Genomic DNA, 17,861 nt, shown 5'->3' with positions numbered 1-17,861 from the left:
ACTGTGTTCATAGTGTGAAATTTAGCTAATATTGCGCTCTTTTAGCTTGCGGGTCAATGTATTACGCCCCCAACCAATTTTGATGGCTGCTTCTTGTTTGTGGCCTGCACAGTTTGCAAGTGCAGTTTTAATTAAGCGAGTTTCTAATTGTGCTTGAATCGCAGGCCAAATATTCTCTTTACCTTGTTTAAGTTCAAGATTAAGCCATTGTTGAAATGCATCTAGCCAGTCGCCTTCATGCTCTGTAGGGGCTGCGGCAATAATTTCGGGAGGTAAATCTTGCTCGCTGATAAGCTCGCCAGGTGCCATAACAGTTAACCAACGGCAGGTATTCTCTAGTTGGCGAACATTGCCAGGCCAATTGAATAGGCGTAATTGCTCAGTGGCTTTAGGGCTTAATATTTTGCTTTCGACTTGCAGCTCTTTAGCACTTTTATGTAAAAAATGTTGTGCGAGGCGCTCAATATCTTCGGTACGTTCACGCAGGGCGGGTAGGCGCAAGCGCACCACGTTTAAACGATGGAATAAGTCGTCACGAAACTTTCCTTGTTTTACCAAGTCTTCAAGGTTTTGGTGTGTTGCGGCGATGATTCGCACATCGACCTTAATGCTTTGATGACCGCCAACACGGTAAAATTCACCATCGGCGAGTACACGTAATAAGCGAGTTTGCACATCGAGTGGCATATCACCAATTTCGTCTAAAAATAGTGTGCCGCCATTTGCCTGTTCAAAGCGGCCTTTACGAATGCTGTCAGCTCCTGTGAATGCGCCTTTTTCATGACCGAATAACTCTGACTCCACTAATTCTTTAGGAATGGCAGCCATATTAAGGGCGATAAACTGGTTTTCTTTGCGTGGGCTATGGTTGTGTAGGGCGCTGGCGACAAGCTCCTTACCTGTACCCGATTCGCCATTGATTAACACACTCATACTTGAAGCTGATAATTTACCAATCGCACGAAACACCTCTTGCATAGCAGGTGCTTCACCTATGATATGCGCATTGGTTTGCGGTGCTAATTTACGTTTGGTTTTTTTTGTTGAGTTAGCACGACATGCGCTTTCTACCAATGCTACGGCTTCATCTAAATCAAACGGTTTGGCAAGATACTCAAAAGCCCCCTTTTGAAACGCATTAACTGCTGAGTCGAGATCTGAGTGGGCAGTCATGATGATCACAGGTAAGCCAGGATTTTGATCAGCAATTGTTTCTAGCAATGCCATGCCGTCCATACCTGGCATACGCACGTCAGAGACGAGCACTGTGGGCTGGCTAAATTTTAATGCATTAAGTACATCTTGTGCATTTGCATAGCTTTGGGTTTCAAATCCTGCTCTTGCCAGCGCTTTTTCTAATACAAAGCGTATTGAGGCATCATCATCAACTAACCAGACTGTTTTCATGATTACTCCAAAAAACCATTAATCCGTAAAAGGCAAATAGATATTAAATTCTGTATGACCAGGCCAACTGTCACAGTCTATGTGTCCGTCATGTTGGTCAACCAAGGTTTGCGCGATGGATAAACCAAGCCCTGAACCATTTTCTTTATTGGTGATCATTGGATAGAACAAAGTTTCTTTTAGGTTCTTATCTATACCTGGACCATTATCCGAAATTTGGATCAGCAAGGTTTTTTTCGGCGCTTTACCAGGACGTCTATGCTGGTGGTTAATACGGGTTTTTATTCTAATTTCACCACCATCAACGAGAGCCTGTTGGGCATTACGAATAATGTTCAACACCACCTGCTGAATTTTACTTTGATCTATATACACATTAGGTATGCTCGGATCATAGTCTTTTACTAAGGTGATATTCGCACTATTATCTAGCATGCTTAGCTTGATTACTGACTCAAGTGCTTGGTGAATATTGCCATAGGATTTGTGTGGCAACTGATTCGGACCAAGTAATCGGTCGACTAGCTCTCGCAATCTGTCTGCTTGCTCAATAATAAGCTCTGCACATTGATCTCGTTCTTGCTGATCAACCTCGTACTGCAATAATTGCGCCGCTCCGCGAATTCCACCTAACGGATTTTTTATTTCGTGCGCTAAACCGCGTATTAAATTACGCGCAGCTTGATATTGATGCATTTGATTGGAGGCTTGATCGTGACGAATTTCATCGTCCATTTGGCGGCATTCAAACAAAATGTAGTTTTCATTTTTGCTGCTGAGCCGTCGCGTACTGATTGTTAATTTAGCATGACGAGAATCGATGAACACCACGTCAGCTCTATGCTGGTGGCAATCAACACCATCGAACAACGAGTACTGGGCGATACGTTTTAAATCAATTGAGTGATAGTTAAATAGATTATCGAATGGTTGGTTGATAATACGTTTTGGGCCTAAACCTAAAAGCTCACTTGCACTGTCATTTGCATAAACCAGTTTGAAGTTTCGGTCGAGCAAGATAACTGCAGTACTTAAATTTTTCCAGATACTGTCGAGTATTTCTGAGTCGAAGGGAGTATTACTGAGCATGTTTGCACCATTTTAGTGCGTTGCGATTAAGCATAGCTTAGCACAGCCATTCTGCATTGTGAGGTATCTATTATAAAAAGTTAATTGCCGTTTAATACAGATGCTCTATGCATAAAAAAGGTGCTTACTGGGCTAACCGAAACGAGTTTATTGTTCTCATTAAAAAGCTTAGCTTGCAGTGTGTGTTCGCCTCGATTGACTTCTCTAAGTGCAAAGGTTGTACTGCTACTGGCAACACCTAAAGGAGTGCCATCAACAAAGAGTTGTACCTTAAAGCCTGTTGCAAAGCGTGGGCTAATACGAGTCGTTACATAAACGGAACCGGTATTCTCTCTAACGGTGGCTTCATTTTCAGGTGAGGCTATTGTCACTTTAAAATTAACCGGTGTAACGTTAGGGCTGCTATCTAGAATGCTCGTATCGGTTGCTGGCATAGTGAGATTTTGCGTATTTAGCTTTACTTCAGTTGCGCCTGGACGTGGTGTATCAGAAAAGACTAAAACACCATTTCTATCCTTCCACGAATACACTTTCTTCTGAGCGGTACCATGACTAAAAGTACTAACAAAAGTTAGTACTGCTAACAATAAAGTTATGCTTTTCACTCTGCAACCCTGCATTTCTTAATCTATTTAAAACTGTAGAGGAGAATACGTCGAATTACCATTAAAAAAGCCCGCAAAGCGGGCTTGAGAACACACATTTATTATCTGATATAGATAATTCTGCTACAGCGTAATTACACGCTGTAGTACATTTCAAACTCAACTGGGTGAGTTGTCATGTTAAGCTTTTCAACTTCTTTGTTCTTCAGTGAGATGTATGCATCAATTAGATCGTCAGTGAATACACCACCTTGGGTTAAGAACTCACGGTCAGCGTCTAAAGAAGCAAGTGCTTCGCTCAGTGAAGAGGCAACTTGTGGGATCTCAGCAGCTTCTTCAGCTGGTAAGTCGTATAAATCTTTATCCATAGCGTCGCCAGGGTGGATCTTGTTTTTGATACCGTCAAGGCCAGCCATAAGCATTGCTGAGAATGCTAGGTATGGGTTAGCTGTTGGATCAGGGAAACGTACCTCGATACGACGTGCTTTTGCAGACGGTACCACAGGGATACGGATTGAAGCAGAACGGTTACGTGCAGAGTATGCAAGCATTACTGGTGCTTCGAAGCCTGGTACTAGACGTTTGTACGAGTTAGTTGACGCGTTAGCGAATGCGTTGATTGCTTTAGCGTGCTTGATGATACCACCGATGTAGTAAAGTGCTTCTTCAGAAAGACCCGCGTATTTGTCACCAGCGAAGATGTTTACACCATCTTTACCTAAAGATTGGTGACAGTGCATACCAGAACCGTTATCACCTACGATTGGCTTAGGCATGAAGGTTGCTGTCTTACCATAAAGGTGAGCCATGTTATGGATCACATATTTCATCTCTTGGATTTCGTCTGCTTTTAATACCATGGTATTGAAGCGTGTTGCGATCTCGTTTTGACCCGCAGTTGCAACTTCGTGGTGGTGAGCTTCTACAACTTGGCCTAGTTCTTCAAGAACTAAACATGTAGCTGAACGCCAGTCGTGTGATGAATCAATAGGTGAACATGGGAAGTAGCCACCTTTAACACCTGGACGATGACCTTTATTGCCGCCTTCGTAGTCTTTATCTGAGTTCCATGCAGCTTCGATATCATCAATTTTGTACATAGAACCAGACATGTCTGATTTGTATTTTACATCATCAAATAGGAAGAACTCTGGCTCTGGGCCGAATAAAACAGTGTCAGCGATACCTGTTGAACGCATGTATTCTTCAGCGCGCTTTGCAACAGAACGTGGATCACGCTCGTAACCTTGAAGTGTTGAAGGCTCAACAACGTCACAACGTACGATTAAAGTAGCTTCTTCAGAAAATGGGTCCATTTTAGCAGACTCAGGTACAGGCATTAGTACCATGTCTGATTCATTGATGCCTTTCCAGCCAGCAATTGAAGAACCGTCAAACATTTTGCCATCTTCAAAGAACTCTTCATCAATTTGGTGATGAGGAATAGAAACATGCTGTTCTTTACCTTTGGTATCAGTAAAGCGTAAATCAATGAACTTAACGTCATTTTCTTTGATAAAATCTAAAACCGATTGTGACATGTGTCCTCCAATTGTTGGGTTTTATTTTTGCTGCATTATTGCTTTTGTTTTATATAAGCTGATTTCATGCCATATTTTTAACATGTTGTTTAGGCTTATAAAAAAAAATAGAATAGGGTTTTGTTAAAACTTTTTGCACAATTTTGGTGCGTAAAAGTTTCATTGTGGTGCATTGCTTTTTCACGATGCCAAATGCACAGAAATTGAACATACCTAATCGTTGAACTCTGCGCTTAATTTACTCTCAAAATATGGCTCATTACTCAGAATATCGCCAGTTTTTACTATTTGAAATGAATAAATTTCATAAATTTGTCATTTATAAAACAGATACTTAGAAAAAGCCTGAAGAAAGTTTATAAATTTATATTGGATAAACTTTCATCCATGCCATTATTAAGGGATAATATGCGCCCTTTTAAATCCTATGCTGGGACATCTGGTGAAAACTCAGATGAGTGCGTAGATCTTGCAGGATCAATGAGATTCAATTTCTCTGAGAAAAAATATGAGCATCGAAAAGTTAAGAAATATAGCGATTATCGCCCACGTTGACCACGGTAAAACAACTTTGGTTGATAAACTGCTTGAGCAATCAGGCACATTAGAAACGCGCGGCGGTAACGAAGAGCGCGTAATGGACTCAAACGACATTGAGAAAGAGCGTGGTATTACCATTTTAGCTAAAAATACAGCTATCTCTTGGAATGACTACCATATCAATATCGTAGACACCCCAGGACATGCCGACTTCGGTGGTGAAGTAGAACGCGTACTTTCGATGGCTGACTCAGTATTACTACTTGTTGATGCTCAAGAAGGTCCAATGCCACAAACGCGTTTCGTAACGCAAAAAGCATTCGCACAAGGTTTAACGCCGATTGTTGTTATCAACAAAATCGACAAACCAGGTGCACGTCCTGACTGGGTTATGGACCAAGTTTTCGATTTATTCGATAACCTAGGTGCAACTGACGAACAGTTAGACTTTAAAGTAATCTATGCATCAGCTATCAACGGCTGGGCAACAATGGATTTAGACACGCCATCTGACAACATGGAACCTATGTTCCAGATGATCGTTGACGAAGTATCTCCACCGGATGCAGATCCTGAAGGTGCTTTCCAAATGCAAATTTCTCAGCTTGACTACAACTCATACATCGGTGTTATCGGTGTAGGTCGTATCAAGCGTGGTACTGTTCGTCCTAACCAACAAGTAACGATTGTGAGTGCAGACGGTACTAAGCGTAACGGTAAAGTTGGCCAAGTAATGAGTTACTTAGGTCTTGAGCGTCACGAAGCAGAATCTGCCGGCGCGGGTGACATCATTGCTATCACAGGTCTTGGTGAGCTGAAAATTTCAGACACTATCTGTGATGTAAACACAGTTGAAGCATTACCACCACTAAGCGTTGATGAGCCTACAGTAACAATGACATTCTCTGTAAATACATCACCATTTGCTGGTAAAGAAGGTAAATTCGTAACTTCACGTAATATCCTTGAGCGTTTACAAGCTGAGCTTGTTCACAACGTTGCACTACGTGTTGAAGAAACTGACAACCCTGATAGCTTCCGTGTTTCTGGTCGTGGTGAATTACACTTAGGTATCTTAATCGAGAACATGCGTCGTGAAGGTTACGAGCTTGCTGTATCTCGTCCACAAGTAATTTTACGTGAAGTTGATGGTCAAAAAGAAGAGCCATACGAAACACTTACAATCGACTGTCAAGAAGAGCACCAAGGTTCTATCATGGAACAAATCGGTCTTCGTAAAGGTGAACTAACAGACATGTCTCCAGATGGTAAAGGCCGTGTACGTATGGACTTTATGATCCCAAGCCGTGGCTTAATTGGTTTCCAAACTGAATTTATGACATTAACCTCTGGTTCTGGTCTTCTTTACCATACATTCGATCACTATGGTCCACACAAAGGCGGTACTATTGGTGCACGTAAGAATGGTGTAATGATTGCGAACGCAACGGGTAAAGCACTTACTAACGCGTTATTCAACTTACAAGACCGTGGTAAGCTATTCATCGGTCACGGTGTTGAAGTTTACGAAGGTATGGTTATCGGTATCCATAGCCGTGATAACGACCTAACTGTAAACGCACTTAAAGGTAAGCAACTTACAAACGTTCGTGCATCTGGTACTGATGAAGCACAAACACTTGTACCACCACTAAACTACACGCTTGAGCAAGCGATTGAGTTCATCGATGATGACGAGTTAGTGGAAGTGACACCTGAGAACATTCGTATTCGTAAACGTCACTTAACTGAAAGTGACCGTAAACGTGCGAGCCGTGCAGCTAAAGACTAATAACGTCTTTTAGTTTTAAAAAATATAAACCGCCGTATTGAAAAATACGGCGGTTTTTTTAGGCCTTTAAAATAAAGAAAAATAGAGCTTCTAGCTCCAACCTTTAACTTGTAAAATATGGCTGCCTACAAAAAACAAAGGAATCGATTTAACGGACAAGGATCAAGTGGACGCGCAAATTGCTTTTTCTCAGATGCAGCGTAATGAATCCATCAATGAGAAAATAGATGCGCTCAGGCCTAAGTGGTGGTCTATTATCAGTAAGTATGCAAGTTTTATTTTCACGCTTTTAGTTGTGCAATACTTCTTTCCTGAGACGATTGACCAGCCTGTTTTCTACTTTATTTTACTAATGATTTTTAATGTAAGTATTGCCCAGTACCATGAAAATAAACAATTACATAAACGATTAGACTTACTGCACAGTTTAATAAAAGAGACGAAAGTCTAACCGCTTTAGTGTGCTAGATTGATAGGGGCAAGATCTTACTACAATGACACTTGCTCACCTTCATTCAATATGTATAGAGGAACTTGGCTGCTCATGGCCTTTTGCATGTGCAGTAATCGCAGTAATGCAGAGTGACTAGAATGGTCGCCCATTTGCCAGCTTGAGTTACCATACCCCCATGGGATCATCACTTTACAGCTTAGCTCCTCAGCTGCATTTAACGCATCTTCAGGTGTTGTGTGTACATAGCGATACCATTTGCCGCTTTCTTGGTGGTAATAGGACGCTATCGGCATCAAACATACATCAATTTCGCCGTATTTTTGTTTAATATCCTGAAAATGTTTTGAGTAACCGGTATCGCCAGCGAAAAATAAGGTTTTTCCGTTTTGTTCGAGTAACCAACCATTCCATAAATCTTTATTGTGATCTTCATAAATCAAAGGCACTAAGATACGGCTGCTAAAGTGGTGAGCTGGCACGGCATGAATCGTTAAATCATTAATTTTAGTGCTTGCGTACCACGCCATCTCTGAGATAGTAAAACCACCGGTAGGAAAGTTATCTGCAAATCCTAAAGGCACTAAATAGCGTGGGCCATTGCCAATTTCTTCTATATCCGCTTTGTTAAAATGATCATAATGAATGTGTGAATACATCACCGCATCTAGGCCATCCAGCTCTACTTTTGTTGGCCAAAAACCAGGTTTGCGATAGATACCGCCTGCGAGTTTGAAGGCCAAGTCTACAGGTGAATCAAACTGATCCTTAACGGGGTCAAACAACAACTGCTCACCACTGGGTGATTGAATATAAAAGCCTGCATGACCCAACCAGCGAACTGTAAAGCCTGAATCGACTTTAGGTACTATTTGTTCGCCTTGATAGTGGCATTGTGAGTTGCTGTCGTTACATACAAGCAGTTCAGACGTTTCATAGCAATTGTCGGTGCAAGTTGTTGGGTATTCTTTGTCACCGGGGTAAAGGTTATGGTAACGACCTGCCTGCTCTCCTTCGGTTTTTAACGGGGTAATCGTACCTTCGCCAGCAATAACATTAACAGTGTTAGAGTTGCTACAAGCTGCTAAAAGTGCAGCGGCGATAAGTGTAGGAAGTGTTTTTAAATGCATAACATGCTTACTTTTTATTCTTTGCCATGAGTTTAGCAAAATAAGATTTAAGATAAATCATTAAAAAGTAACAAGAGGTTACATAAAAAAGCCTACGTTTAAGTAGGCTTAGTGAAATGTGCGTAAGATGACTAGCTTGCTTTATTCATTTGCTCAATAAATTTATTTGAGTCTTCAATCGACTTATTCATGTCATCCATTAAAATTTTGATGTCGCGTTTTAGATTCGTAAACTCGCCTTTGATAGCTGTTACAGCTTGTGCATTAAGATTATGCTTTAGGTACAGTACGTTATCGTGAAGCGATGTTAATACAGGCTCCATTTTACTTTCAGCACTGCGCATTGAGCGTAACAGTTGGTCAAATTGGCGCTTGGTTGCATTAAGCTTTTTGCTGCTTTCACGCTTTAGAGAAGCGCTTTTATATTGTTCAAGCTCATCGCTCCATTCATCGAATAGCGCTTCGGCTACATCTTCAACTTTGTTGATGTTGGTGGTTACTTGATTCGCAGCTGCAAGGCTTGATTCATAATCATCATTGAGTTGGTTGTAGGCATCTTGTAGTTCGCCACCATCAAAGTTGATTAATGTGGTCAGCCTCTCTAATGCTGATTGAAATTCTTCTTGTGACTCTTGTTGAGACTCTTTAGTTTCTTCAACACGGTCAACTAAAATATCGCGCTTATGGACACCTACAGACTCCATGGCTGAATAATAAGCTGACTGACAGCCTGATAATGCCATGGTAACTGCAAATAGTGGTGCGCTTAAAAGTGTCAGTTTTTTCATTGAGTTCCCTTTTTGGATGCCTGTCATTTCAAATTATGTGGCGGATTGCTATGATTATCAAAACATTTTAGCAGAAAGTTGATTCTATGGATGAGAAGCTCAGTCGTTATAAGCTGCAAATAAGTATTTTCCTAAAGCAGCAACCTGGTTGGTGGATGCAGTATTTGACGCGATGTATCGATGATCAAATTACGGTTAATGCTGGCTATTTGGCGTATGTGACCTTGCTATCGATTGTGCCACTTGTTGCCGTAGGCGTGGCGATATTTTCTGCATTTCCTGGGTTTGAGAGTACCTTAGTGACAATCGAAAACTTTCTATTTACTAACTTAGTTCCCACATCGACCGATGTGATTAAGGAGCATATCAGTTCTTTTGCTGGTAACGCAAATAAGATGACGGCAGTTGGTGTGGGCTTTTTAGCTGCTGTGTCGTTGTTATTGATTAGAAATGTCGATGCCACTCTCAATCGTATTTGGCGAATTAAGAAAAAGCGGCCGATGATGATTTCTTTTGCCGTGTATTGGATGGTTTTAAGCTTAGGGCCTGTGTTATTGGGCGCAAGTATTGGCGTGACCTCTTATATTGTGTCGTTAGTGTCGTTTGCTGATCAAGGAATCCCCGGTTTTAGTGGATTCCTATTAAAGCTTTTACCTTACGTTATTTCTATGGTGGGCTTTATTATGCTCTATACTTTAGTACCTAACACACGAGTTCCATTTAGAGCGGCAATACCAGGGGCTTTATTTGCAGCTATGCTGTTCGAGCTGACTAAAAAAGGTTTTGCACTGTATATCAGTCATTTCCCATCCTATGAAGTTATTTATGGGGCCTTGGCGACCATTCCTATTTTGTTTGTATGGGTATATTTGTCGTGGATTGTTGTATTACTCGGTGCAGAGTTTACGGTCTGTATCAGCCCAGAAAATATTGAAGACACCCCTGATATAGATATTTAAACTGACTGCACCTAAGGAGAACGAGGTGCAGTTTCATCCACAATACATAGCTAACCGCGACTATCATCTGAGTGTAGGGGATGGTCATCAAATTCATGTTCAGGAATTCGGAGAGCCCAGTGGCATTGCTGTCGTTGTCTGTCATGGGGGACCAGGTTCTGGACTATGTCCTGAAAACTGCCGATTTTTTGATCTTCAGCGCTATCGTGTAATCATGTTTAGTCAGCGAGGATGCGGTCACTCTACACCTCACGATACGCAAGCGAATACGACACAGGATTTGATCTCTGATCTTGAATTTTTACGTATCCAACTTGGCGTTAAAAAGTGGCTTGTTAGTGGTGAATCTTGGGGGGCAACATTGGCTTTGCTCTATGCTATTAGTCATCCTGAATCCGTTGCAGGGCTGCTTTTACGAGCTAGTTTCTTAGCCTGTGAAAGTGATTTTGCATGGTTGTATTCACAGCAAGGTGCAGGCGCCCAATTTTACCCAGAAAGCTATAGAGAATTTGCAGGAGAACTACACGATTGGTCGCAGCTATTAGATTTTTATCAATGCCAGCTTAGTAGTGAAGACCAAATAAATGCTAATAAGTATGCAAAAAGATGGTGTCATTGGGAGCAGGTTTTATGTCACGCCGAGCCATGTACAAGCTGGTGTATATCTGAACCCCACTCAGCACTGAATCAAGCACGATTAATGGTTCATTACTTTCGTCATCGTTGCTTTATTGAGGATCACTATATTACGAAACACAGTGATATATTGGCACATATTCCTACTTGGTTTATTCATGGTCGAGCTGATTTGGTGTGTCGTTACAGTGCGGTGCAGCAATTAGCAGAGCAGCTCAATGCGCAATTGTTGATATTAGATGGCATTGGGCACAGCAGTGATAATCAGGTATATTTGGCGGCAATGCGACGTGCCGCAGATTTAATGTATATCAAGTTATCGAGGGATCAATGCAAGGCTTAATTCAAAGAGTTACACAAGCGAAAGTAGAAGTGGCAGGCGAAGTAGTGGGTGAAATTTCACAAGGTATTTTGCTGCTATTAGGTGTGGAAAAACAAGATACTGAGCAAAGCGCTCAGAAGCTTTTACATAAAGTTAGTAATTACCGCATTTTTACCGATGAACAAGGAAAGATGAACTTAAGTTTGAATGATATCAAGGGAGAGCTTTTAGTGGTTTCGCAGTTTACGCTAGCGGCTGACACTAAAAAGGGCATGCGTCCAAGCTTTTCAAGTGCAGGTACACCAGCGCAGGCAAATGAGTTATATGAGTATTTTATCGCTCAAGCAAAAGAAGCTGGTTTACGTATAGCGACTGGGCAATTTGCAGCTGACATGCAAGTGAGCCTGTGCAACGATGGCCCTGTAACGTTTAATCTATCAGTATGATTACTTTGTGATCATCACAATATGATTGACGTAGTTAGGGATTTTTTCAATACTTGGGCGTTTACCAAATTCAGTGATGAGTAAATGCTCAAGTTGTTTCAGTTGTGATGGGTGGTTAGATAAAAAGTTGATGAATAGTAAGCCATTTTTTGCCATTGCTGCACGTAACTTGGCATAAAATTGATGTTTAAATAAAAATAATGGTGCATCTACTTCACTGAATAAATCTAAAATAATCCAATCATACTCATGCCCTTGCTCTAACACCTGCTGAGCATCGAAACAGCGTAAATTATTATCATGATGACCACCAAAATAACGTTTGTAGCAGTGAATAATATCGGGGTTTTTATCAACAGAAGTTAAGTGGCTTTGTGGGTAGGTATGCTGTAAATAATTTCGGATAGCACCTCCACCTAACCCCAGCTCGAGTATTTTGTTGGGTTCTTCTAACTCTTGCCAAAGCCTTGCAAGGTACTGTAAGTGAGGGAAAAGTAATCGTGCTGGGCGGCGCTTTTCGACTACAGATTGTAATGTTTCATTAATTAACAGCCAGCGAAACTGATTCATTTGTCTTACTTGAATAGACTCTCTACCTTGCTTGTGCCAATAAATAAGTTGCCCGAGCCTGTGGCAATCTTCAATAAAACACTGTTTTATCGCGCCACTGGGTTCAAAAAAATGTTCCATATTTCGGGCCTTTAACTTTTTATGTATAAAGTATGACAATTACTTCAGCATAGACTAGCCTCGCTAAAGTGCCAATTGTGCAGTAGTTTTTACAGCGAAGAATAATAATTTTGGCTAGGTCACCAAAGTATTATTCCAACTTGATGGAAGATAGCGTATCGTAATTTGCATTCGTTAGGCCACGAAAAAACAACATGAGATGGCTGAATTATCACAGGAGTATTTATGTTTAAAGTGACCACCCCACAAAGCAGCGAAGATTGGCAAGCGTATTATTCATTGCGTTGGCAGGTTTTAAGAGCGCCATGGGGCGAGCCGCGCGGTTCTGAGCAGGATGATTTAGAACAAGACGCAGAGCACCGCTTTATCAAAAATAATGATGGTGAAGTATTAGGTGTGGCACGCCTTCACTTTAATAATCATCAGCAAGCGCAAGTACGTTACATGGCGGTAGCCGAAGGTAACCGCAATCAGCATATTGGTAGCCGTTTATTACATGAATTAGAAAAAATCGCATGGACTCAAGATGCCGATGAGCTCGTGTTGTTTGCTCGTGAGCGAGCTCTTGATTTCTATAAGCGTCATGGCTATGAGTTAAAAGAAAAAGCGCATTTAGCTTATGATGACGTACAGCACTGGAAAATGGTTAAACAAAAACCTTCTGAACCAGGCTGGTTCCGCCACCCAAACTGGACACAAGTACTACAAAATACATGGCGTGAATCAATTCCAATTAGTGATGCGATGGGTATTAAAGTGGAAAGTTATACTGATTGGCAGTTTACTACCCGCGCTGATTTAGATGCGAACTTAAACCTTCACAACACTATGTTTGCTGGCTCTATTTATAGCTTAGCGACCTTAACAGGGTGGGGAGCAACTTACCTTGCGCTGAAAGAAGCAGGTCTTGAAGGAAATATCGTGTTAGCTGATGCCAACATTAAATACCTTAAACCACTGAATAATGATCCACGTGGATGCGTTGAACTAAAAGGCTGTAAAGGTAAACTCACCGATTTAGAGGCAAATGGTAAGGCAAGCTATCATGTTCCTGTAAATATTTATGATGGTGATGTGTTAGTTGCAGAATTTGAAGGTCACTTCATCGTTAAAAAATAACGAATATTCAGAGCGAGCTAACTAAAGCTCGCTCTTTATTGTTTATTGCAGTTAAAGCAAGTCAGTTAACAGAATACCCACACCAAAGCGTTCAATATCGGCGTTGTAATCAATCAAACTCTCACCATAACCATTAAAGTACTGTGCGTAACCTCGTAACCTGCCCCAAAGAGGGAAAGACCAATCGAGTTGAATTGCCCCGCGATTATCTGAGTTTAGATTATTGCGTGTCATAAAGCTGAATTCATGTTCGTTATAACGATAAGCGCCAGAAAACTCAAAGTACCCCATGTATTTATAGATATCAGGGTTGTCATCACCACTGGCTTCTAGCTCATCTTCTTTTTCATCTTCTGGGATGCGGTACCAAGGTTTAAAGCTAAACACAAAACCATCTTTTTCCCATAAAAAGTCTGCATAAATGCGATTCCATGAACGAGAATTCGGTTGGCTTCGGCCATTTGATTGATGTGATGCACCAATCGCAATTGCCATTTCATCTCCCCATAAGACATTTTCTTCATCAAGGTAGTTTATCCAGAATACCTCTGGCTCATAGTTGGTTTCACGAAATGGTGAAGAAATATCTTTGTTGTAAAACTGCCAAAACGACTGCATCGTAAACGCAAAGTACACACCTTGATCTTTATCTGAGAAGCCTTCAAAGATAGGTACCTTAATTGACAGCTGATATTTTACTTCGAGGTTGTCGAGTGGCTCACCATTTGTTTCTTCTGCTAGATCTTTTAAACCGTCAAAAGGGCGAGTATTTGGATGCGATACGTAAGACAGTGGCAAGATATAGTTACGTTTATGTGGCGTGATTACATTGCGGTTTTTTTTACTTACTTCTTCGCGTGCTTTTCGTTTATCAAGTGCTGTAAGTTTTTTACTTTCATCTAAATCAGAGCATTTTTTGCGAAGCTCTTCGAGTGTTTGTTTACCGTCACCGCCAATCGCTTCATTTAAAATACATTGTTTTACTAATTCGAGCGCGTCATCTTGTTCATTGGTTTTTGTTTCTTCTGTCTGCGCCATAACAGGTACAGAGAATAAACTAGCGACAGCTAGCCACGTGCGCCATCCCATTGCGATTTCCTTATTGAATAGAGGTGAAGTTAAGATAAGTATAACGATTTTTACATAAGTAACCGTGAACTTGTACTGAATTGTTAAATTTTTAGGTAAATAGAGCCCCAAGCGAAACTTGGGACTCTGCTGTTACGGCCTAAGCCGTGACTCTCACGCAATGAGAAGGGGTGAGCTTATAGCTCAAATACGTTGGTAAAAAACTTATATAATTCGGTGCCTTGATTCACGCTTGCTGAAGCAAAATGTAAAATGGCTATTGCATCTTTATCAAAACTGAGTGTTTGTAATGGTTGTTCTGATAGGTAGCGCTCCATTCTTAAAATATGGGCTATAGGTTCACCTGCTTTAATATGGCCACCCAGTGGCGCTAGGTACTCCACCATGCCGCCCATGGGAGCGTAGTAAGCAATATAATCTTTAAGCATACAGGCATAACGTGTCATCGCTTTGGGTTGATACGCTGCATCAACTAATACCTCTTTGTGGTTGAGGTAACTTAAAATGCTATTTGCATCTTCAAGAGCTGCACTTAAATCGATTTTTTCTTGACTACCTAGCTCAACGGTGAATGCTTCGACTTGGACAGCGAATTCACGGCCTTGTTTGCCAAGCTCTTCAGATAACGACCACCATGGACAGAAACTCGCTTCATCCATCGCGCCATCAAAATCATTCGGAATCAATAACACATGCTCTATGTTGAAGTAGCGCGCGCTGTCTTTGGCGTATTCAGGGCAATATAAGTGCTGACTTGAGATAGGCCCAGTGTGAAGGTCTAAAACAATATCAGCCTGATGGGCAAGCTTTTGTAAGTTAAGGGCAATACGTTTACCGGTTGTTAGGCTGTAATCAGGGCCTGTTAGTTGGCTGTCGATATCAGCAACCAGTGCTTCTTTAAACGCCGCTTTAAGGGTCGCATCATCACTGTCTTTGTGCTGTTCAGCAATTTGTGATGGTAAGGCTTTGTTAAAGCGGTACATGCGGTTCCAGTTGGTGCCCGTAATTGGATCGAAGCGACCTAGCGTAAACTCACCTGACTTTTGGTTACAAGCAATTGGGTTGGCATAAGGCACTAGAGTAATATCGCCATGCAGCTTGAGTGATTTTAGCTGCTCTAGCAATTGATAAATTACTGCATTACCTTGCACCTCAGCACCGTGCATATTGGCTTGTATATACACGTTTGGGCCTGTGCCATCGCCTTTTAAGCGATACACAGGGATTGTCAGTGGTAGGCCGTTGGCAATCTCGCCAACCACAATATTCTCTTGGCTAATGAATTCTTTACTCATGGCGATTACCTCAAATAATAGCTGGCATCTTCAGCGCTACGAATGCACTCAATATTGCCTTGTTCAAGGATGTATTCAGCCGCTAATTCGTGGCATAAAAAGTACGGCATACTTTCGGTAAAGCCATATGCCCCACATTGGCTGAATACCAACCAGTCTTGTTCATTTAAATCGCTTGCTAATTGGTGTTCACCCAAGCAATCAAGGGCGGTGCAAAGCGGGCCGTATAAAGTCATTGCCTTAGGTTCAGCCGTTGATTCGCGTAGTAACGCCGCAGGGAAATCTTGGCTTGTTACAGCAGGGCGAAGTAAATGGTTAATACCGCCTGATAAAATGACCTGCTGTTGATTGTAATTCTCTTTGCGCTCAACAACCGGTGTTGCGTAATGGCCGCACTCACCTACAGCATAGCGACCAAGTTCCATCCAAAACTCTTTGACACCAGCATCTGCTTTAATGCTCGCCAAGGTCTCGATAAGTGCAGACCAATCAAGTCGGTTAGCATATTGGGTATAAGGAATGCCTAAACCACCCCCTAAATCGAGAATATTAAGGTTAATATTTAATGAGCTTGCTAGCTGTTGTAATGGCGCAATCATCGCGCGCCATAGCTCGGCGAGTTTGTCAGTGCTCAGCATATTGCCCCATTGGAAAATATGCAGACCATCAAAGCTAAGAGCTGGGTAATCATTTGCAGTGAGTGCTTGCCACTCATCACAGCCTAAACCAAAAGGAGTGAGGCTATCGCCGCCAAGCGGGTTCTTTTCGCTGTCTGGCCAACGAAGTTGAACACGCAATAGAACTTGCAGCTGACAATTTGCTTTTGTTGCTTGTTCGTTTAACCAGCGAACTTGGTTAATGCTCTCGGCCACGAAGGTACGTACGCCGCGAGCAATAAAATGTGAAATTTGTTTAGGGCTCTTTGCAGGCCCTGTGTTGAGCACGCGCTCGCTATCGATGCCTTGAGCAAGTACTTGCTCAAGTTCACCTTTACTTGCAACATCAAAGTTAAACCCTGCGCCGTCTAAACACTGAATAATGCGAGACAGTGGGTTGGCCTTAACGGCATACCAAAGTTTCACATCGGTTTGCGCAGTTAGTTGCTTTAAATGTGTAGTTAATTTATCTAAATCATAGATAAAAAATGGCGTATCAAGATGTGTTGAAACGTGTTCAACCGCTTGCTTGATGGGCATGCTCAAAAAGCTCATTAACGTAAAACCTCTTCTAACAATAATGATGCATCACTTTGTTCGTCACGGTATTTCACGATCAATGCACAAGACATGCTTAGGCCTTGCTCGCGAGCCCATGCATTTGAAGCAGGGCGAGAACCTGGGATCACAATCGCGTTTTCTGGGATTGCTTCACCTTTGTCTAGCTGGCGCTCGTTAACGCAATCGTAGACGGGAATAGTTGCAGATAAGCGCACACCCGGCGCAAGCACAGCCCCTTTTTTCACAACCACACCTTCAACAATAACGCAGCCTGCACCGATGAATGCATCATCTTCAATAACCACTGGGCTGGCACCAATTGGCTCAAGTACACCACCTAATTGTACTGCTGCACTTAGGTGAACATTTTTACCTACTTGTGCACATGACCCTACTAGTGCGTGGCTGTCGACCATCGTGCCTTCGTCGATGAATGCACCAATATTTACATACGCTGGTGGCATGATAATGGTGCCTTTAGCAACGTGTGCACCCCGACGAACACTGCTACCACCTGGTACCATACGCACGCCTGCATCGGCTGCAAAGCCTTGTGGTGCCAAGTTGTGCTTATCAACAAAACCACCTGGGAACTCAGTATTTGTGCCATTTTTGAAAGCTTCTAAAATGCCTTGTTTAACTTCTACATTGGCGTGCCAGTTGCCGTTCTCGTCTTGTGTTGCTGCGCGAACTGCGCCTGATTCTAAGTTGTTTAATAATTCTAACCAGCTCATGATAAAACCTG

At 41.9% G+C, this 17,861-nt stretch carries 17 protein-coding genes; 6 read left to right on the top strand and 11 right to left on the bottom strand.

The genetic code is table 11. The features are described from left to right. Nucleotides 1-21: 21 nt before the first annotated feature. The 4 genes from ntrC to glnA form a co-directional block, all read right to left on the bottom strand. Nucleotides 22-1,407, bottom strand: coding sequence for a nitrogen regulation protein NR(I) (gene ntrC / locus NYF15_RS18915; RefSeq protein ID WP_341803667.1), 1,386 nt, complete (start codon nucleotides 1,405-1,407; stop codon nucleotides 22-24). Nucleotides 1,408-1,425: 18 nt separating this feature from the next. Next, complete coding sequence (gene glnL, locus NYF15_RS18910; protein ID WP_130151490.1) at nucleotides 1,426-2,496, bottom strand: nitrogen regulation protein NR(II); 1,071 nt, start codon at nucleotides 2,494-2,496, stop codon at nucleotides 1,426-1,428. Nucleotides 2,497-2,576: 80 nt separating this feature from the next. Further along, complete coding sequence (locus NYF15_RS18905) at nucleotides 2,577-3,101, bottom strand: DUF4124 domain-containing protein (RefSeq protein WP_341803668.1); 525 nt, start codon at nucleotides 3,099-3,101, stop codon at nucleotides 2,577-2,579. A 134-nt stretch (nucleotides 3,102-3,235) separates the two neighbouring features. Next, nucleotides 3,236-4,642 (bottom strand): glutamate--ammonia ligase, encoded by a 1,407-nt coding sequence (gene glnA / locus NYF15_RS18900; RefSeq protein ID WP_371354372.1) that lies wholly within the window; start codon nucleotides 4,640-4,642, stop codon nucleotides 3,236-3,238. A 508-nt stretch (nucleotides 4,643-5,150) separates the two neighbouring features. Here glnA and typA point away from each other — a divergent pair. After that, complete coding sequence (gene typA / locus NYF15_RS18895; RefSeq protein WP_237119866.1) at nucleotides 5,151-6,974, top strand: translational GTPase TypA; 1,824 nt, start codon at nucleotides 5,151-5,153, stop codon at nucleotides 6,972-6,974. Between the two features lie 166 nt (nucleotides 6,975-7,140). Then, the gene (locus NYF15_RS18890; protein ID WP_371354371.1) at nucleotides 7,141-7,425 is read left to right on the top strand and encodes a hypothetical protein; all 285 of its coding nucleotides are present in this window, start codon (nucleotides 7,141-7,143) and stop codon (nucleotides 7,423-7,425) included. A 38-nt stretch (nucleotides 7,426-7,463) separates the two neighbouring features. On the opposite strand, the gene NYF15_RS18885 is transcribed toward NYF15_RS18890, so the two are convergent. Together NYF15_RS18885 and NYF15_RS18880 are read right to left on the bottom strand one after the other, a co-directional pair. Next, nucleotides 7,464-8,555: an MBL fold metallo-hydrolase gene (locus NYF15_RS18885; protein WP_371354370.1), complete on the bottom strand. Its 1,092-nt coding sequence runs from the start codon at nucleotides 8,553-8,555 to the stop codon at nucleotides 7,464-7,466. A gap of 131 nt (nucleotides 8,556-8,686) precedes the next feature. Beyond that, a complete protein-coding gene (locus tag NYF15_RS18880) occupies nucleotides 8,687-9,343 on the bottom strand; it encodes a DUF2959 domain-containing protein (protein WP_062568226.1) in 657 nt (218 codons plus the stop codon). A gap of 86 nt (nucleotides 9,344-9,429) precedes the next feature. On the opposite strand from NYF15_RS18880, the gene NYF15_RS18875 reads away from it, so the two are divergent. The 3 genes from NYF15_RS18875 to dtd are packed head-to-tail and all read left to right on the top strand — an operon-like array spanning nucleotide 9,430 to nucleotide 11,706. Then, nucleotides 9,430-10,302, top strand: coding sequence for a virulence factor BrkB family protein (locus tag NYF15_RS18875; RefSeq protein WP_130151494.1), 873 nt, complete (start codon nucleotides 9,430-9,432; stop codon nucleotides 10,300-10,302). Between the two features lie 25 nt (nucleotides 10,303-10,327). After that, nucleotides 10,328-11,281, top strand: a complete 954-nt coding sequence (locus NYF15_RS18870; protein ID WP_165381496.1) for an alpha/beta fold hydrolase — start codon at nucleotides 10,328-10,330, stop codon at nucleotides 11,279-11,281. Then, nucleotides 11,269-11,706, top strand: coding sequence for a D-aminoacyl-tRNA deacylase (dtd, locus tag NYF15_RS18865; RefSeq protein WP_371354369.1), 438 nt, complete (start codon nucleotides 11,269-11,271; stop codon nucleotides 11,704-11,706). Before NYF15_RS18870 ends, dtd begins: the two co-directional genes overlap by 13 nt. Here the strand turns inward: dtd and NYF15_RS18860 are convergent, their stop codons facing one another. Continuing rightward, nucleotides 11,707-12,396, bottom strand: a complete 690-nt coding sequence (locus NYF15_RS18860) for a spermidine synthase (RefSeq protein WP_130151497.1) — start codon at nucleotides 12,394-12,396, stop codon at nucleotides 11,707-11,709. Nucleotides 12,397-12,621: 225 nt separating this feature from the next. Between NYF15_RS18860 and NYF15_RS18855 the strand changes: the two genes are divergently transcribed. After that, a complete protein-coding gene (locus NYF15_RS18855; protein ID WP_237114707.1) occupies nucleotides 12,622-13,515 on the top strand; it encodes a bifunctional GNAT family N-acetyltransferase/hotdog fold thioesterase in 894 nt (297 codons plus the stop codon). Between the two features lie 51 nt (nucleotides 13,516-13,566). On the opposite strand, the gene NYF15_RS18850 is transcribed toward NYF15_RS18855, so the two are convergent. The 4 genes from NYF15_RS18850 to NYF15_RS18835 all read right to left on the bottom strand — a co-directional run bounded on the left by NYF15_RS18850 (nucleotide 13,567) and on the right by NYF15_RS18835 (nucleotide 17,850). Next, complete coding sequence (locus NYF15_RS18850; protein ID WP_371354397.1) at nucleotides 13,567-14,553, bottom strand: phospholipase A; 987 nt, start codon at nucleotides 14,551-14,553, stop codon at nucleotides 13,567-13,569. Nucleotides 14,554-14,780: 227 nt separating this feature from the next. Continuing rightward, nucleotides 14,781-15,899: a succinylglutamate desuccinylase/aspartoacylase family protein gene (locus NYF15_RS18845; protein ID WP_371354368.1), complete on the bottom strand. Its 1,119-nt coding sequence runs from the start codon at nucleotides 15,897-15,899 to the stop codon at nucleotides 14,781-14,783. Between the two features lie 5 nt (nucleotides 15,900-15,904). After that, nucleotides 15,905-17,110 carry a PLP-dependent decarboxylase gene (locus NYF15_RS18840; protein WP_371354367.1) on the bottom strand — a complete coding sequence of 402 codons (1,206 nt, stop codon included), beginning with the start codon at nucleotides 17,108-17,110 and terminating at the stop codon, nucleotides 15,905-15,907. Beyond that, the gene (locus tag NYF15_RS18835; RefSeq protein WP_054552405.1) at nucleotides 17,110-17,850 is read right to left on the bottom strand and encodes a 2,3,4,5-tetrahydropyridine-2,6-dicarboxylate N-succinyltransferase; all 741 of its coding nucleotides are present in this window, start codon (nucleotides 17,848-17,850) and stop codon (nucleotides 17,110-17,112) included. The genes NYF15_RS18840 and NYF15_RS18835 overlap by 1 nt, the downstream gene beginning before the upstream one ends. Between the last annotated feature and the right edge of the window lie 11 nt (nucleotides 17,851-17,861).

This window comes from Pseudoalteromonas sp. 68 DY56-GL68, assembly GCF_041414825.1.
GTDB lineage: Bacteria > Pseudomonadota > Gammaproteobacteria > Enterobacterales > Alteromonadaceae > Pseudoalteromonas.
This window is presented reverse-complemented; position numbering and strand designations above follow the sequence as displayed.

Bases quoted from the DNA above. Each gene is read 5' to 3' on its own strand.
- ntrC (WP_341803667.1), bottom strand. From the start codon at position 1,407: ATGAAAACAGTCTGGTTAGTTGATGATGATGCCTCAATACGCTTTGTA.
- glnL (WP_130151490.1), bottom strand. From the start codon at position 2,496: ATGCTCAGTAATACTCCCTTCGACTCAGAAATACTCGACAGTATCTGG.
- glnA (WP_371354372.1), bottom strand. From the start codon at position 4,642: ATGTCACAATCGGTTTTAGATTTTATCAAAGAAAATGACGTTAAGTTC.
- typA (WP_237119866.1), top strand. From the start codon at position 5,151: ATGAGCATCGAAAAGTTAAGAAATATAGCGATTATCGCCCACGTTGAC.
- NYF15_RS18885 (WP_371354370.1), bottom strand. From the start codon at position 8,555: ATGCATTTAAAAACACTTCCTACACTTATCGCCGCTGCACTTTTAGCA.
- NYF15_RS18880 (WP_062568226.1), bottom strand. From the start codon at position 9,343: ATGAAAAAACTGACACTTTTAAGCGCACCACTATTTGCAGTTACCATG.
- NYF15_RS18875 (WP_130151494.1), top strand. From the start codon at position 9,430: ATGGATGAGAAGCTCAGTCGTTATAAGCTGCAAATAAGTATTTTCCTA.
- dtd (WP_371354369.1), top strand. From the start codon at position 11,269: ATGCAAGGCTTAATTCAAAGAGTTACACAAGCGAAAGTAGAAGTGGCA.
- NYF15_RS18860 (WP_130151497.1), bottom strand. From the start codon at position 12,396: ATGGAACATTTTTTTGAACCCAGTGGCGCGATAAAACAGTGTTTTATT.
- NYF15_RS18855 (WP_237114707.1), top strand. From the start codon at position 12,622: ATGTTTAAAGTGACCACCCCACAAAGCAGCGAAGATTGGCAAGCGTAT.
- NYF15_RS18850 (WP_371354397.1), bottom strand. From the start codon at position 14,553: ATGGCGCAGACAGAAGAAACAAAAACCAATGAACAAGATGACGCGCTC.
- NYF15_RS18845 (WP_371354368.1), bottom strand. From the start codon at position 15,899: ATGAGTAAAGAATTCATTAGCCAAGAGAATATTGTGGTTGGCGAGATT.
- NYF15_RS18840 (WP_371354367.1), bottom strand. From the start codon at position 17,110: ATGAGCTTTTTGAGCATGCCCATCAAGCAAGCGGTTGAACACGTTTCA.
- NYF15_RS18835 (WP_054552405.1), bottom strand. From the start codon at position 17,850: ATGAGCTGGTTAGAATTATTAAACAACTTAGAATCAGGCGCAGTTCGC.